Here is a 16697-nt window from a genome sequence, read left to right on the forward strand (position 1 = left end):
ATTTTTTTGAACAAAAAGTATAATATGCTTACATCATTTATTATCCTGGCTCTTTCGGCTGTATTTTTTATCAATGGTAAAATACGTTCAGATTTAGTTGCTCTTTGCTCTCTGATATTGTTAGTTATATTTAATATTTTAACTCCTGAAGAAGCACTATCAGGATTCTCCAACAATATCGTCATTATGATGATAGGCCTATTTGTCGTAGGAGGAGCTATTTTCCAAACCGGACTTGCGAAAATGATAAGCCGTAAAATACTGGAACTCGCCGGACATAATCAATTAAAACTTTTTATCCTCATTATGCTCGTTACTGCAGGTATAGGTGCTTTCGTCAGCAACACCGGAACAGTCGCCTTAATGTTGCCTATTGTCGTAAGCCTTGCAGCCAGCGCACATTCCCACCCAGGACGTTTCTTAATGCCTTTAGCCTTTGCCAGTAGTATGGGTGGCATGATGACTCTAATCGGTACTCCTCCCAACCTCGTCATACAAAATACTCTTACAGAAGCAGGATATGAACCTCTATCATTCTTCTCTTTTACTCCTGTAGGGCTTATATGTATTGCTGTTGGTATCATTGCACTTATACCTCTAAGCAAAATATTTTTATCAAAAAATGAAACTGATAATCAATCGAAACACAACAATGGAAAATCCCAGAAAGAATTGATACAAGAATACCAGTTGATGAGTAACCTTTTCAGAGTTCAGATAACAAATGATTCCCATTTCAATAATAAAACATTACAGAATCTTGATATTGCGAGAAAATATCATATCAATGTTCTGGAAATACGTCGCAAACCTTCAAATCAGCGTTCCTTTTTCCAAACAATAGATCAAATGACCGCAGGCCCTGAAACTGTGGTAAAAAATGGCGATATGTTTTATGTTATGGGTGATTACGGACAAGTTGAACAATTCATAAAAGAAAATCATTTAGAACTGATAGATATTCATATACCTGAAGGAACTGATATCCCAGATAATATTGACCTTCATGAAATAGGCATAGCTGAAATTTTACTAATGCCTAGTTCCAAGTTAATCAATGTTCCTATCAAGGAAAGTGGATTTAGAGAAAAGTTCAACATCAATGTACTTGGAATACAACGTGGTGGAAAATATATCTTACAAAATCTAAAAGATGAAAAAATGCACAGCGGTGATGCTATCCTTGTTCAAGGCACATGGAATAATATCGCCCGCATGAGCGAAGACCAATCAGACTGGGTGGTTGTAGGCCAGCCTGAGGCTGAAGCAGCAAAAGTTACTCTTGACCACAAAGCCCCTATTGCCGCTACCATTATGTTACTAATGATTTTAGCCATGGTATTTGATTGGGTCCCAGCCGTTATCGCTGTTATGGTAGCGTCCGTATTAATGATTTTTACCGGATGTCTAAGAAACGTTGAAGATGCCTACCGCACCATCAACTGGGAAAGTATCGTTTTAATTGCTGCTATGTTGCCGATGTCTATGGCACTGGAAAAAACCGGAGCTTCTGCACTGATTTCCCAAAACCTTGTAGGTAGCCTTGGTCACTGGGGACCATTAGCATTACTGGCCGGTATATATTTCACTACATCATTACTGACTATGGTTATCAGTAATACGGCTACGGCTGTACTTTTAGCACCCATTGCCATGCAATCTGCCATAGGGATTGGGGTAAGTCCTTATCCTTTTTTATTTGCCGTCACTGTAGCTGCAAGTATGTGCTTCGCCTCTCCATTTTCTACTCCTCCCAATGCATTAGTCATGTCTGCAGGAAAATATAGCTTTGTCGATTATGTAAAAGTCGGACTGCCATTGCAAATAATCATGGGTATAATTATGATTATCGTACTCCCTTTACTATTCCCATTCTAATATAAACCAATAAATCTACCAATCGAATATAGAATCTGTGTTTATATTCTTTCTTATTGGTCAAATTTATTCAAAAAAATATTTAATCCAGAAACAAATATTATCTTTCAGCAGTTTATAATATAGAGTATTTGTTTCTGAAAAATAATATATAAACTATATGTTATTAGATAAATCAAAAATAACTTTTACATCCATCATTTTACTTCTATGCATTACAATTGCATGTCATTCACTAAATAATGATAATAAATCAGAGAATATGAAAACAAATAATCTTCGCGAAATATATTTTGCCGGTGGTTGTTTCTGGGGTACCGAGCACTTCATGAAACAAATAAAAGGAGTAAAAACGACAGAAGTAGGGTATGCAAACGGAAACACAAGCAATCCTTCATACAAACAAGTCTGCAATGGAAATACAGGATTTGCAGAAACAGTAAAAGTCATTTACAACCCTCAAATTGTGGACTTAGAACTATTGATAAATTTATATCTAAATACAATAGATCCCACCAGTATTAACCGACAAGGTAATGATCAAGGCAGCCAATACCGGACAGGAATATATTACACCGATTCCAGCGATGTTCATACTATAAACAATACAATAAGAAACATTGCTGGTAAATACAATAAACCAATAGTCGTAGAAATAAAGCCATTACAAAATTTCTATAAAGCAGAAGAATTCCACCAGAACTATTTAGATAAAAATAAGGGTGGATATTGTCATATCAGGCCTGAATTATTTGAATTGGCCCGTAGAGCTAATGAAAAAACAAAATTTAAGAAATCAGATGATAGCACATTACGCTCAATTTTATCAAAAGAACAATATATTGTCACCCAGAAAAATGGCACCGAACCTGCTTTTAAAAACGAATACTGGGATGAAAAAAGAGAAGGTATTTATGTAGATATCACAACCGGAGAACCTCTATTTGTATCTACAGACAAATTTGATTCGGGTTGTGGATGGCCCAGTTTCACAAAACCTATTAAAAAAGAATTGATAAAAGAAAAAATAGATACATCCTACGGAATGAAACGAATCGAAGTAAGAAGCTCTACAGGAGACGCTCATCTGGGACATGTATTTAATGACGGTCCAACAGATAAAGGTGGACTACGATATTGTATAAATAGTGCCTCACTACGCTTTATACCAAAAGAGGAAATGAAGGCTGAAGGATACGAAGACTATATATATTTATTGAAGTAATATAGCCTAAATATGCTTTTCTATAAAACAAAAAAATATGAAGGTATCGACCAGACATTCATTACAAGGTGATACCTTCATATTTTTCATTCTCTATTAAAGATTATTTTGCAACCATTTGGGCTATGACATCCATTACTCCTGCTGCTGTTTTTTCCGCCAATTCAGGAGTAGAAGCTTCAGCATAAACACGGATAATAGGTTCGGTATTCGATTTTCGCAAATGTACCCATCTATCAGGAAAATCGATTTTAACACCATCTATGTCCGTCACATCATATTGTATATATTTTTCTTTTACAGCTGTCAATAAAGCATCGACATCAATATCTGAAGTCAATTGAACTTTTTGTTTCGCTATGCTATACGGAGGATATGAAGCGCGAAGTTCACTGACTTTTTTCCCTGATTTTGCCAAATAAGTAAGGAATAAAGCAATCCCTACAAGAGCATCACGTCCATAATGACTCGCCGGATAGATAACTCCCCCATTTCCTTCTCCTCCGATAACAGCATTAGTTTCCTTCATTTTTGCCACTACATTCACTTCGCCAACAGCTGCTGCATTGTACTGCTGACCATAGGAACGGGTAATGTCTCGAAGAGCTCTCGAAGAACTTAAATTGGATACCGTATTTCCTGGAGTATGCTGGAGTATATAATCGGCTACCGCAACCAATGTATATTCTTCTCCAAACATATTCCCATTTTCGCAAATCAAGGCTAAACGGTCAACATCTGGATCAACAACAAAACCGACATCAGCTTTCCCTTCTTTCATTACGGAGGCTATCTCTGTCAAATTTTCGGGCAAAGGTTCCGGATTATGAGCAAAATGACCATTTGGCTCACAATTTAATTTTTTTATTTCCTTTACTCCAAGAGCTTCTAAAAGTGCAGGAATAGCTATTCCTCCAACAGAATTTACACAATCAATAGCCACACTAAAATTGGCAGCTTTTATGGCAGCAACATCCACTAAATCAAGGGCTAAAACACTTTCAATATGCTTTTGTGTATAAGAATGATTTTCAATCACCTTACCCAGCTGATCTACTTCAGCAAAAGAAAAATCTTCATTTGCTGCAATCTGCAAAACTTCATTTCCCTCAACAGCATTTAAAAATTCTCCCTTTTCATTCAACAATTTCAAAGCATTCCACTGTTTGGGATTATGGCTGGCTGTCAAAATAATGCCTCCACAAGCATTTTCCATTGTCACAGCCAACTCCGTTGTCGGAGTTGTAGCCAAACCTATATCTACAACATCAAATCCCATGCCCATTAAAGTACCCGTAACAGTATGTTTTACCATTTCACCTGAAATACGAGCATCACGACCAACAACAATCTTATTAGTTTTCACACTTGTTGTTTTACGAATAAAAGTGGCGTAAGCAGCTGTAAACTTTACTATATCGAGAGGATTTAATCCCTCTCCTGCCCGGCCTCCGATAGTTCCTCTAATTCCAGAAATAGATTTAATCAAAGACATAGTAGTTTTAATTTAAGATTATAAATTGTGTGTGTTATTTATTCTTATTGTATACTTTCTCTATAGGTGATATCCCATAATATAGGTTGTACCGCTGTAGCTTCAGACTGGGTCCCTTGCTTTGAAGGAACAATCAACCGAACCTTGGAATTTACACCTAAATATTTTAGAGGTTTTTCTACCCCGTATCCAAAATACAGATACGGAGAACTATATCCATAACGGAAACTCCCATTTATTGATGATAATGCTGACATCGTAAGCAAATCTGTACGATCGGCAATAATCTGAATTTCTTCTCCTTCTTTTGCTTTATCATCCATATCTCCAGTAGCTACAACCTGCATATAAACACCTTCATCTAATTTATAAAAAGGGGCACTCGTATCATCCCACTTTCCTCCTGTAGTGATAAAGGATTTTCCATCGTCAGGGATATCAGCAATCTGATAACCATCGAGAAATTTATTGATAGCATTCTCTTCTTGCTCTAATAATTCAGCATATGTTTTATTATCATCACAAGACAAAAATAAACCTATTGACAAAATAAAAAAGGTTATATAAGAAACAGATTTTATTTTCATAAATCAAAGTATATATAATTTGAGGTCAAAAGTAATCATTTGCTATTTATAAAGTCAAATTTTAAAGCAACAAAAATAAACGTTGTATTTATATTTTATGTTTTATTTTTAAAATAGGCAACATTATAACAAATCAAAATAAATTATCCGAATAATAATAGCCTACACTATTGTAAATATTGAACATACATTGGCAATAAATTCTTAAATCGCTCTATTATCTCCTCCATCGTACCATAAAATTCTCCTCCAGCAGCATTCATATGCCCACCTCCATTAAAATATTCCGAAGCGACTTTATTTGCCGGAAAATTACCTTTTGACCGTAAAGAAACTTTTATATATTCTTTTTCTTCCCTGAAAAATGCAGAAAATACGACTCCTTCAATACTTAACGGAACGTTTACCAAACCTTCACTGTCTCCTTTTCTATAATGGTAACGATTGAGTTCTTCTCGTGTAAGGGTAATCATTGCGGTTTTATATCCAGGAAAAATTTCAAGTTTCTCGCTGGTCGCATACCCATTAAGTCTTATTTTGTCAACAGAATTAGTATTAAAAACTTTAGTATATATTTTATCTTTATCTATCCCTTTTCGCACAAGTTCCTCGATGATGAAATACATATCAGGCTTATTCGAATTATAAGTAAAATTTCCCGTATCTGTCATCATTCCAGTATATATAGCTGCCGCACTCAAACAATCAAGTACATCAAACATTCCCATCCGGCAAATCAATCGGAAAACCAATTCACTTGTTGATGAAATTTCAGGATGAGATATAATCACATCACAAAAGTTTTCAGGGTCAAGATGATGGTCTATCATAACTTTCTTAGCTTTCGCTTTTGCAATAAGCGGAGACAAGTCATCGCCTACTCGAGATAAAGCATTAAAATCAAGGCAGAATATCAATTCAGCTTTGTCTATCAATTCAGCTACAAATTCAGGATACTTACTAAAATTTAATATATCCTTGGCCCCTCCAAGAAAACAAAGATTGTCAGGCAACGCATCCGGAACAACCACTGTAACAGACTTGTCTAATGCATTCAAAAAATGATATAATCCTAAAGACGAACCGACAGCATCTCCATCGGGTGAAACATGACATATCGTCACTACATTGTCATACTTATTTATCAACTTAGCTACCTGATCAATTTTACTCTCAGATATGATTTTTTCCATCATAGATTTTTACTTTTTTGAAATAGCAAAAATAGACAAAAAAACGGAATTGAGAAATACATCACAGCCAGCATTCAATAATGGAATGAACATTTTTTAAATTCATATCGGTTAAATTAAAGTCTATGAAAACTTAATTATGATATTATCGGTTATCTTTGCATTGGATAAAAAGAATTACACTTTATTTTAAACAGATGAAATCAAAATTATTTTTTTTAATCGTATTGTTATTATCTGTATTTTCTTTACAGGCTCAAATTCTTGAACCAATAAAATGGAATACACAATTAAAAAATGAAGATAATAACAAAAAAGAAATTATTTTCCACGCAAAAATAGAAAATGGTTGGCATTTATACGGTCTGGATATACCTGAAGGTGGTCCGCGTTCCACCCGATTTGTTTTTGAAAAAATTCAGGGAGCCATTCTGTCCGGCAATATACATGCTTTAAATGAAGCAACAACTGAATATAGTCCACTATTTGAACTAAAATTAAGCTGGTACAGCAAATCGGCCGACTTTTCTCAAAAAATTGAGATAACAGATTCTAAACAATTTTCAATTTCAGGATATATAGAATATCAAGCTTGTAATGACTTGACATGTCTACCTCCTACAAAATATGAGTTTCAATTAGGAAATATAACAGAAATTGAAGAATCCAGCAATACGACAAATACCAATAATGAGATGCAGATGAATGTCTTCACTCCTAAAATAAAAAATAAGCACACCGATTTCTGGGTTCCGGTTATCAACGAGATGAACAATATAGGAGAAAACTCTGTCGGGACTCAAACTTCTTTGTGGTTTATCTTTATCAGTGGATTTATAGGAGGGCTGTTAGCCTTACTAACACCATGCGTGTGGCCCATGATACCCATGACCGTAAGCTTTTTTCTAAAAAAATCCCAAAATCGTAAGCGCTCTATCATAGATGCCCTTATTTATGGATTATCCATAATAATTATTTATTTGATATTAGGACTTGCTGTAACCGCCATTTTCGGGGCGAGTGCATTAAATGATTTATCAACAAATGCAGTTTTCAATATATTATTTTTTGCCCTCTTAGTTTTATTTGCTGTGTCTTTTTTCGGAGCTTTCGACATTACATTACCTTCTTCCTGGACAACTAAACTCGATAATAAAGCAGAAACAACAACAGGACTCATCAGTATCTTTTTTATGGCTTTTACTTTAGTGTTAGTATCCTTTTCTTGTACCGGACCTATAATAGGGACCTTATTGGTACAAGCTGCATCTTTAGGAGATACGACAGGGCCAGCCATGGGAATGTTTGGTTTTGCTTTAGCTTTATCAATCCCATTTAGCCTATTTGCGATATTCCCCTCTTGGATGAAACAAATGCCTAAATCCGGAGGATGGCTCAATTCTGTAAAAGTAGTCCTTGGATTCTTAGAATTGGCCCTTGCTTTAAAATTCCTATCTGTTGCAGACTTAGCCTATGGGTGGCACATTCTCGACCGAGAAGTATTTCTTGTTCTTTGGATTGTTATTTTTACATTCTTAGGGTTATATCTGTTGGGTAAAATTACCTTTTCTCATGATTCAGAAATAAGACATATCTCGGTATTACGTCTGTTTTTGGCATTAATCTCGTTCAGCTTTTCACTATATATGGTTCCCGGATTGTGGGGGGCTCCACTAAAAGCTATCAGTGCTTTTACACCACCCCTTCACACACAAGATTTCTCTTTATTTGATGGAGAAGTTAAAGCCCAATTCACCGATTACGATGAAGGAATGGATTTTGCTGCTAAAGAGAAAAAACCAGTACTCATCGACTTTTCCGGTTATGGGTGTGTAAACTGCCGCAAAATGGAAGCTTCTGTGTGGACGGCTCCACAAGTAAGGCAACTAATCGAAAACGATTATGTCCTAATTACACTAATGGTCGATGATAAAAGTTCTCTGCCAGAACCTATAGAAATTACCGAAAACGGGAAAAAAGTAACATTAAAAACTTATGGAGATAAATGGAGTTACTTACAACGTTACAAATTCGGTGCTAATGCTCAACCTTATTATGTCCTATTAGACAATAAAGGTTATCCTTTAGCTCCATCCTACTCATACAACGAAAATGTAAATAAATTTGTATCATTCTTAGAAACAGGATTAAAAAATTATAAGGAAAATAAAAAATGAATCATAGCAAAGAGGAAAAAATGGAAGCCTTCGGTCGCTTTTTAGACATTCTGGACGAGTTGAGGGTAAAATGTCCCTGGGACCGAAAACAAACAAATGATAGTCTACGTACAAATACAATAGAAGAAACTTTCGAATTATGTGATGCCATCATAAAAAACGATAACGAACTTATCAAAAAAGAATTGGGTGATGTATTATTGCACATAGGCTTTTATGCTAAAATAGGTGAAGAAAAAAATATCTTTGACATTGCGGATGTATGTAATACTCTCTGTGATAAACTTATATATCGCCATCCACACGTATTTGGGGAAGACTGCGTAAACGGTGCAACCCAAGTAGAACAAAATTGGGAACAATTGAAGTTAAAAGAAAAAGGTGGCAACAAAACTGTACTCGAAGGTGTCCCTTCTGCACTGCCTGCAATGGTAAAAGCTCACCGCATCCAAGACAAAGTACGAAATGTAGGTTTTGATTGGGAAGAAAAAGAACAGGTATGGGATAAGGTATACGAAGAATTCGGAGAATTAAAAGAAGAAATCTCCCATATGGATACCGACAAAATGGAAGCAGAATTCGGAGATTTAATGTTCAGCATTATCAATGCCGCACGCTTATATAAAATAAATCCAGAGAATGCTTTGGAAAGAACTAACCAAAAATTTATCCGCCGATTCAACTATCTCGAAGAACATACTATAAAGCAAGGTCGTGACTTGAAATCCATGTCCCTTGCAGAAATGGATGAAATTTGGAATGAAGCAAAAAAGCACGGATTATAATCGTCTTTTTTTATTCCTGATTCATTAAAAATATTATTATATTATCTTGATTGACAAAATAATATAATAATATTTTTTTATCTAATTGCTTTCCGATAATATTTTTGTATAGATTCATACAATTGTGCAAAAGTACAATCTAAAGCCCTAACAGAAATACATACGGGTGAACCATAATGATGTAATTTCAGCATCAGAGAACGCTTTTTTATTTCTGATGATTCTTGCATTATATACTGATTAGGATTTTTTACAACCAACACGACATACTGATAGTCTATATTTTCTAAATCATCCATCACTTTTATTTGTTCAACATCTCTCCACGTCACTGTACCAATATAATATCCGGTCGATAAATCTGTTATCCCTTCATCTGAAATTATTACGCCTATTCGCCCCTCTTTATGTATTCGATAAATAGCCCACAAAGTAAAAATAAACAGTAAAAAAGCGACAATCATTAGTAACCCTGTAAAATGGAACCATAATTGATGTGCTCTGAAAAGATAACATGACAGATAACCCAGAGCGATAACTACCACTAATGTCACTACTGATAAACCATATATACCGAAAATTTTACTTTTCTTCAATCGAAATGTAACAATGGATGATTCTGCCATAAATAAAATCTTTAAATAGACTTCTCAATATTCCATACAAAAGCCCTTAATCCTAATGCTGGAGTCTGATTATCAAGTTTATGTAATAAATCTAACAATGTATCTACTTGCCGGTCTTCAACCATTGTAATAATGGCCGAATTCATACTGGGCCAAGCATGACTGCCATAATGAGGCTCACCTTTTACCGAACCTCTTCCTTGTATATTTTCCCAATACGAAAAACCTCGGCAATTATTGTGTTCTAGAATACCCATCACCATCTCAAAATGAGCCTGATCAAATGTTATAAATATAGCTTTCATCTTATTATTCAAATTATATTGTGCTCTACTTTTCATTTTCAAAAAGATATGCCGGGTAACCCCGGTATATCTTTTCTTCTATCTTTACACACGATTACATTTTCTTTAAATCAGCTAAACGGGCAGCCAACTTCCGTCGTTTCCGTTTGATACCATTTCCCGCAAATATACAATATACAACTGGTACAATAATCAACGTAATCAACGTAGAAACCGAAAGCCCCCAAGCTACTGTAGTACCCATAGACCGCCACATTTCAGATCCCTCTCCAGTTCCTACAGCTAAAGGTATCATACCAAATACAGTAGTCAACGTTGTCATCAATACCGGACGAAGACGGGATTTACCAGCATGTATAACAGCATGTGTAACCGATAAGCCTCGCTCCCGATTCAATATGGTATAGTCGATAAGTACAATTCCATTTTTCACAACAATACCCACCAACATAATTACCCCCACAAATGCCATAACACTCAATGGAGTACCAGTTAAAGCCAAACCGATAAATACACCTGTCAAAGCAAACGGCAGAGAGAACATAATGATAAATGGATCGGTCAATGATTCAAATTGAGACGCCAATATAATAAACACCAGAATAACAATTAAAGCCATCAACATAGACAAATCACTAAATATATCCTGTTGGTCTTCATAAGTTCCTCCTATACTCATTTCAATTCCCGCAGGAATATCCATTTTTTCTATTTCAGCTTTCACCCCAGAAACTGCCTCACCTAATACACCATCAGCACTCAATACAGCCGATACAGTAACAACTCTTTCCCGGTCTTTCCGCTCAATTGTAGGTGGAGACATCCGTTCTACGACCTTCCCGACATCACGTACACGAACGCCCTTTCCCTGAGAATTATATATCATTATATTTTCTATATCAGCAATAGTTTGCCGATATTCAGGAGCATAACGTACTTTTATATCATATTCGTCTCCATCTTCACGATAATAAGAAGCCGTCGCCCCATTGATACGATTTCTTAAATATGATGATGCTGTCGTAATATTCAACCCATTTAACGCCAATTTTTCACGATCAAAATCAACTTGATATTCAGGTACATAATCTTTACGGCTGATTGTCGTAGCAGCTACATCTTTAACATCCATCATCCGTTTGGCCAATTCTGCTGCAACTTTATCAGTCGTAGCAAAATCATACCCGTACACTTCGACATCAACAGCTGCTTGAGCTGCCATACCATGCTTACTGCCTCCGGCATTTACTTCAAACGTTTTTATTTCAGGATATTTAGACAAGTCCTCACGCATCATATCACAAATCATTGTTAACCCTCGTTCACGGTCACCGACACTTGACAAAGAAATAGTAAACGAAACAATATGTGTTCCATTTTCCTGCATCGAACCAAATACATTATCTGTATCAGCTTGTCCAACTGTGAAATTCGAAACTTGAATTTCAGGATATTTTTCTCGGAATTCTCGGTCAATCCTCAAAGCTAAATCTCGAGTTATTTCGGTACGAGTGCCTACAGGCAGTTCCAAAGTTATACCAATACGGGCATTATCTTGCGTAGGAAAAAACTCTGTAGGAATAAAACGTACCAACATCATACTTCCTGCAAATAATAATACTGCTCCGGCAACAACCGTTTTCCTATGGCTTACCGCCCAAGTCAGGAATTTATAATAACCATTATCCAAAGCATTCAGACCTTTTTCAATAGGACGGAAAAACAACATGAAAAGTTTTCCTTTTTTAGGGTCGAGACGTAGTAATTGAGAACATAACATCGGTGTCAACGTCAGGGCACCTATCGTCGATATTATCATAATGATACTTACAATCCACCCTAACTGCCGGAACATAATTCCCGCCATACCCGTAATCATTGTCAAAGGCAAGAATACCGCTAACATCGTCAATGTTGATGCGATAACCGAAATCGCTACTTCATTTGTTCCATGTATAGCCGCCTGTTTCGGTGCACTTCCTCGCTCAATATGGTTAGTTACATTTTCCAATACTACAATAGCATCATCCACAACCATACCTATCGCAATACTCAATGAACTCAAAGAGATAATATTCAAAGTATTCCCAGATACCAATAAATAACAAAACGACGCTATCAAAGAAATAGGTATAGTAAGTATAATAATAAACGTCGCACGCCAACGACCTAAAAATACCAGCACAACCAACATTACGATTATGAAAGTCACTGCTACAGTCTCCACCAAACTGGCAATAGTATTTTCAATGTTGGTAGAAGTATTCATAATAATACCCAATTTTACATCTGATGGCAATGATTTTTGAATTTCCGGTAATTTAGCCAAAACCTCTTTCGATATATTTACAGAATTAGCTCCTGACTGCTTCTGTATCACGATCATCCCCCCCTGTCCACCATTATTATAAGCCTCTTGAGCTCGTTCAGCTACAGTATCTACAACTCTGGCAACATCATGCAAAAATATATTTTTACCATCGTAACTGCCAATTACCAAATCCTCCATCTGTCTGGCATCCGTGTATTCACCCTGTACACGCAACGTATATGTATTAGAACCTATATCAAACGTTCCGCCCGGTGTATTCCGATTTTCCTGAGCTATTGCGTTAGATATACCCTCTATCGTCAAACCATAAGCTTCTAATTTATGAGGGTCACAATACACCTGTATCTCTCGTTCTGGAGCACCGGAAATAGACACGGCTCCTACACCGCTAATACGTTTCAATGGATTGGCAACTTTATCGTCCAAAATTTTATAAAGAGCCGGCATACTTTCTTTTGCCGTTACCGACAGAATAAGTATAGGAATATCTTCAGTTCCAAATTTGAAAAGGATCGGATTTTCTACATTATCCGGTAACTCAGACTCCACAAGATCCATCTTGTCTCGTACATCATTTGTTGCCACATCAATATCTGTACCATACTCAAATTCAAGAGTAACAATGGATAAATTTTCTTTTGATTGTGAAGTAATATGTTTCAAATCACTTACCGTATTCAATGTATTTTCCATTACTTTGGTCACATTGGTCTCGATATCGGCCGCACTGGCTCCCGGATAAGCAGTCATTACCATTATGGTATTGGTTTCTATCTCAGGCAAAAGGTCGATAGAGAGCTTACTTAATGAAAAAAGACCGAGAATAACAACTGCCACAAAACATAAAGCCGTAGTAATCGGTTTTTTTACAGCTGACGAATATAAACTCATAATATTATCTTTTTAGTGTTATTTGAGAATCAGATATTAACCGTTCTCTATCTTATTTTGCATTTTCCACTTCAACTTCCATTCCATTTGCCAAACGGCTTTGACCGGCAACAACGACCTGGTCACCACTCTCTACCCCCGAAATTACTTCATATGTAGTACCTAATTGTCGGCCTATCTCCACCTTATTATATGAAACTTTTCCATCTTTATATACATAGATAAAACGGTCACCAGCTCCCGATTGTTTTACAACAGCCTGATCAGGAACTACAACATAATCCTTCACACCGAAATTCATTGTCACACGAACAAACATTCCTGGGCGAACTTTTTGATTGGTATTTGCCATAATAACTTCAACAGGAAATGTACGGGTTTGCGGATCAATTGTCGGATAAATAAGATTTACTTTTCCTGTAAATTCCTCATTATCAAAAGCATCTACTTTCACTTTAACCGGCATTCCTTTAGATACTTTCATATAAAAACTTTCCGAAACATTTATAAGAATTTTAACCGGAGAAATTTGTTCAACTGTTACCACAGGCTCTGCTCCAAACATATCACCATTATCATAATTACGTGCCGTTACAATACCATCTATCGGGCTCAACAACTGTGTATTGTCCACCAAATTTTGATATGCACTACGCGCAACATCAAGTTGCATCTTCTGTGCATCCAAAGCCTGCTTCGACGCTCCACCTACCTTGTACAATTCTTCGGCACGTTTATACTCTATTTCTATATTTTCAAGCTGAGTTTTCGACTGTACAAGATTTGTTCTATCCATTAAAGCCAAAACCTGGCCTTTATGCACCCGGTCACCTACTTCTACCAAAATTTTATTAATACGTAAAGGCATCGAAGGAGAAATATTATTGACAATATTAGCTTCTACAGTAGCTGTAAAGTCTTGAGATTGTTCAACGGGTTGTGCATGCACAGTCTCGAGTCGCACAAGAGGTTTCTCATCAGTTTTTTTCTCTTCTTTTTGTTTAGAATTACAAGAAAACAGAACAGCAACTAAAGCTATCATGCAAACGCCAAATTTCTTATTGCTTTTCATCTCAATATTTTTATTTTATATATTTTACTTTTATAATAATCTTATTTATTTTACCGAAGAATCAGGAAATATTCTATTTCCCAATATTAAATCAAGCTCAGACCTGGCAGCCAAATAGTCATAAATCGCCTGATAATACGCCAATCTTGAATTGGTCAAAGCTAAATCTGCATCATTTAATTCAACAAATGTAGCAGATCCTATTTCAAAGCTTTTCTGCATAATCATATATGCCTTTTCAGCCTGTTTGACACCTTCACTATTCGACGCAATTTGCTTGATAGACTTTTGTATATTATCTATAGAAGATTGCACTTGCATTGACAAATTACGATGCAAATTCTGACGCTGATACGCCATTGAAGCAACTGAAACTTTCGCTTGTTTTACCTTATAATAACGAGTACCTCCTTGAAAAATAGGAATCGATAAAGAAAGTCCAATCGTAGAATATGGATTCCAATGGCTATCTCCATATTTACCATTATTAAACATATCAAGCCAATTATACATTGCCGTTGCCGACAAAGTAGGATACCAAGACATTTTCTGAACTTCGAGAGCCCGTTTCAAATAATCTGTCTGCAAATCTAATTGTCGTAAACTCGTATTATTCGTCAAAGTCGTATCGATACTTAACGTTTCAGTATACATTGTCTTTTCATAGTCAGATAACGTATTAGCTACATCCAAATCAACAGACATTTCAAGCCCTAAAAGAACCTTTAATTGCATTTTAGACAAAGAGACAGCATTTTCTGATTGCAATAGGCTGGGTTCCAAATTACGCACTTGCACTTGAGACCGCAGTACATCATATTCCGATGCTGATCCTTGCTTATATTTATTTTCATAATTCGCAGCATTCAGCTTGGCATTATCATAACTTTGCTTAATTACATTATATGAATCATTTGCCATCAACACACTATAATAGGCTTTCTCCACCTGATTCACCAACGACAATCGAGAAGAACGAGCAGATTCAAGAGACTGCTCAATATCAGCCTTAGAAAGCTTTACGCTTTTCCATAACGACGGAGCGATAATAGGGAGTTGCAAATTAAATCCCATCGTCAGCGTATTATCTCGCCCTACCTCCATACCGTCATCCATGCCTTGCATTTCTGTAGTAGTCCCTTCCGTACCTCCCGGCATAAACGATGACATATCAAAATCCATATACATCACTTGTTTTTTCAAGGCATAACTATAATCGGCCGATGCCCCTATCTTAGGGAACAAATTACCTACCGTTTCTCTTTTTGCATAATCTTTTCGAGTAATTTCCATATCGGCCACTTTAATGGTCGGATTCTCACTCAAAGCAATTTCAATAGCTTTGTCCAAATCGACCGTTAATTTGGGAGCCTTTTCCTGGGCCCATAAACTACCGGACAAAAAGACAAGGAACATACTTGTTCCTACCTGTTTCAATCCTCTGTTCATAATCATTAAACACGCTTTTTTCTTCCTAATATAAATAATCTCTATTCTACTCTTTGGGATTTTGGGAAATAAATTCTTCAATAAAAGCAACCCCCTTTGTTGTAGCAATACCTCTAATGAAATTTATAAAAATTGTTTCAAATATCTCTATGAATGAATATCGGGACGTATCAAACTCCTCCGAATTTTTCAACATTTCAAACTGAGCCCCTAAAAGCATCAAAACAATTTCAATTTTCAAATCCGGTCGTATCAACCCCTCACGCTTTCCCTGCTCCATCAATTGCTCTGCATTCCGGACTCGTTCCTCTTTATCTTTCTCAAACAAAGATGATATTGCCGGATGGTACTTTTTCATATCACTATAAAAATTTCGGTTCGTATTTCTCAATTTTCGCCATGTATAAAAAAATATCCTTAACAAAAGTTCCATCGAATTAGCACACGTTACTGCTATTTTTTCAAATTCTTTTTGAGCTTCCTTACTCTGATATATAAAGCACTCCATCAGAAGCTCATCTTTATCCCTAAAATTTTCATATAAAGTTCTTTTGGAAATACCCATCTGCCCAGCAATATTATCCATTGTAACAGATTTTATTCCATTCCTCATAAATAACATAGAAGCTTTCGCTACTACCCGTTCTTTCAAAGACACATTCATAATACCAACATAGTTTTG

The 16697-nt window shown here is 36.0% G+C and carries 13 protein-coding genes; 4 read left to right on the forward strand and 9 right to left on the reverse strand.

All coding sequences use genetic code 11. The annotated features are described in order from the left end of the window. Positions 1 to 24 precede the first annotated feature (24 nt). Positions 25 to 1878, forward strand: coding sequence for an SLC13 family permease (locus tag BN2628_RS05750; RefSeq protein ID WP_055096493.1), 1854 nt, complete (start codon positions 25 to 27; stop codon positions 1876 to 1878). A 160-nt stretch (positions 1879 to 2038) separates the two neighbouring features. Then, a complete protein-coding gene (msrB, locus tag BN2628_RS05755; RefSeq protein ID WP_074024023.1) occupies positions 2039 to 3103 on the forward strand; it encodes a peptide-methionine (R)-S-oxide reductase MsrB in 1065 nt (354 codons plus the stop codon). 103 nt (positions 3104 to 3206) lie between these two features. Here the strand turns inward: msrB and glmM are convergent, their stop codons facing one another. From glmM to BN2628_RS05770, 3 genes are all read right to left on the reverse strand, one after another. After that, entirely contained in the window at positions 3207 to 4598 is a 1392-nt protein-coding gene (glmM, locus tag BN2628_RS05760) for a phosphoglucosamine mutase (protein ID WP_055096495.1), read from the reverse strand. A 44-nt stretch (positions 4599 to 4642) separates the two neighbouring features. Beyond that, a complete protein-coding gene (locus BN2628_RS05765; RefSeq protein WP_055096498.1) occupies positions 4643 to 5185 on the reverse strand; it encodes a DUF4827 family protein in 543 nt (180 codons plus the stop codon). Positions 5186 to 5352: 167 nt separating this feature from the next. Beyond that, complete coding sequence (locus tag BN2628_RS05770) at positions 5353 to 6381, reverse strand: DHH family phosphoesterase (RefSeq protein WP_044230131.1); 1029 nt, start codon at positions 6379 to 6381, stop codon at positions 5353 to 5355. 194 nt (positions 6382 to 6575) lie between these two features. Between BN2628_RS05770 and BN2628_RS05775 the strand changes: the two genes are divergently transcribed. Together BN2628_RS05775 and mazG are read left to right on the forward strand one after the other, a co-directional pair. Continuing rightward, the gene (locus tag BN2628_RS05775; RefSeq protein ID WP_055096500.1) at positions 6576 to 8555 is read left to right on the forward strand and encodes a protein-disulfide reductase DsbD family protein; all 1980 of its coding nucleotides are present in this window, start codon (positions 6576 to 6578) and stop codon (positions 8553 to 8555) included. Next, positions 8552 to 9340 (forward strand): nucleoside triphosphate pyrophosphohydrolase, encoded by a 789-nt coding sequence (mazG, locus tag BN2628_RS05780; RefSeq protein WP_021929423.1) that lies wholly within the window; start codon positions 8552 to 8554, stop codon positions 9338 to 9340. The genes BN2628_RS05775 and mazG overlap by 4 nt, the downstream gene beginning before the upstream one ends. A 77-nt stretch (positions 9341 to 9417) precedes the next feature. On the opposite strand, the gene BN2628_RS05785 is transcribed toward mazG, so the two are convergent. The 6 genes from BN2628_RS05785 to BN2628_RS05810 all read right to left on the reverse strand — a co-directional run bounded on the left by BN2628_RS05785 (position 9418) and on the right by BN2628_RS05810 (position 16679). After that, positions 9418 to 9966, reverse strand: coding sequence for an STM3941 family protein (locus BN2628_RS05785; RefSeq protein ID WP_021929424.1), 549 nt, complete (start codon positions 9964 to 9966; stop codon positions 9418 to 9420). Between the two features lie 11 nt (positions 9967 to 9977). Beyond that, entirely contained in the window at positions 9978 to 10271 is a 294-nt protein-coding gene (locus BN2628_RS05790) for a PG0541 family transporter-associated protein (RefSeq protein WP_021929425.1), read from the reverse strand. 94 nt (positions 10272 to 10365) lie between these two features. After that, positions 10366 to 13494 carry an efflux RND transporter permease subunit gene (locus BN2628_RS05795; RefSeq protein WP_055096502.1) on the reverse strand — a complete coding sequence of 1043 codons (3129 nt, stop codon included), beginning with the start codon at positions 13492 to 13494 and terminating at the stop codon, positions 10366 to 10368. 52 nt (positions 13495 to 13546) lie between these two features. After that, positions 13547 to 14566 carry an efflux RND transporter periplasmic adaptor subunit gene (locus BN2628_RS05800; protein ID WP_044230136.1) on the reverse strand — a complete coding sequence of 340 codons (1020 nt, stop codon included), beginning with the start codon at positions 14564 to 14566 and terminating at the stop codon, positions 13547 to 13549. A 45-nt stretch (positions 14567 to 14611) separates the two neighbouring features. Further along, positions 14612 to 16021 carry a TolC family protein gene (locus BN2628_RS05805; protein ID WP_021929428.1) on the reverse strand — a complete coding sequence of 470 codons (1410 nt, stop codon included), beginning with the start codon at positions 16019 to 16021 and terminating at the stop codon, positions 14612 to 14614. Between the two features lie 40 nt (positions 16022 to 16061). Continuing rightward, positions 16062 to 16679: a TetR/AcrR family transcriptional regulator gene (locus tag BN2628_RS05810; RefSeq protein ID WP_055096503.1), complete on the reverse strand. Its 618-nt coding sequence runs from the start codon at positions 16677 to 16679 to the stop codon at positions 16062 to 16064. Between the last annotated feature and the right edge of the window lie 18 nt (positions 16680 to 16697).

The organism is Gabonia massiliensis (assembly GCF_001403595.1).
In the GTDB taxonomy this organism is placed as follows: Bacteria; Bacteroidota; Bacteroidia; order Bacteroidales; family Coprobacteraceae; genus Coprobacter; species Coprobacter secundus.

Excerpts from the sequence above, each read along its gene's own strand:
- BN2628_RS05770 (WP_044230131.1), bottom strand. The coding sequence starts at position 6,381 with ATGATGGAAAAAATCATATCTGAGAGTAAAATTGATCAGGTAGCTAAG.
- BN2628_RS05775 (WP_055096500.1), top strand. The coding sequence starts at position 6,576 with ATGAAATCAAAATTATTTTTTTTAATCGTATTGTTATTATCTGTATTT.
- BN2628_RS05810 (WP_055096503.1), bottom strand. The coding sequence starts at position 16,679 with ATGAATGTGTCTTTGAAAGAACGGGTAGTAGCGAAAGCTTCTATGTTA.
- glmM (WP_055096495.1), bottom strand. The coding sequence starts at position 4,598 with ATGTCTTTGATTAAATCTATTTCTGGAATTAGAGGAACTATCGGAGGC.
- BN2628_RS05750 (WP_055096493.1), top strand. The coding sequence starts at position 25 with ATGCTTACATCATTTATTATCCTGGCTCTTTCGGCTGTATTTTTTATC.
- BN2628_RS05800 (WP_044230136.1), bottom strand. The coding sequence starts at position 14,566 with ATGAAAAGCAATAAGAAATTTGGCGTTTGCATGATAGCTTTAGTTGCT.
- BN2628_RS05805 (WP_021929428.1), bottom strand. The coding sequence starts at position 16,021 with ATGATTATGAACAGAGGATTGAAACAGGTAGGAACAAGTATGTTCCTT.
- BN2628_RS05790 (WP_021929425.1), bottom strand. The coding sequence starts at position 10,271 with ATGAAAGCTATATTTATAACATTTGATCAGGCTCATTTTGAGATGGTG.
- msrB (WP_074024023.1), top strand. The coding sequence starts at position 2,039 with ATGTTATTAGATAAATCAAAAATAACTTTTACATCCATCATTTTACTT.
- BN2628_RS05785 (WP_021929424.1), bottom strand. The coding sequence starts at position 9,966 with ATGGCAGAATCATCCATTGTTACATTTCGATTGAAGAAAAGTAAAATT.
- mazG (WP_021929423.1), top strand. The coding sequence starts at position 8,552 with ATGAATCATAGCAAAGAGGAAAAAATGGAAGCCTTCGGTCGCTTTTTA.
- BN2628_RS05765 (WP_055096498.1), bottom strand. The coding sequence starts at position 5,185 with ATGAAAATAAAATCTGTTTCTTATATAACCTTTTTTATTTTGTCAATA.
- BN2628_RS05795 (WP_055096502.1), bottom strand. The coding sequence starts at position 13,494 with ATGAGTTTATATTCGTCAGCTGTAAAAAAACCGATTACTACGGCTTTA.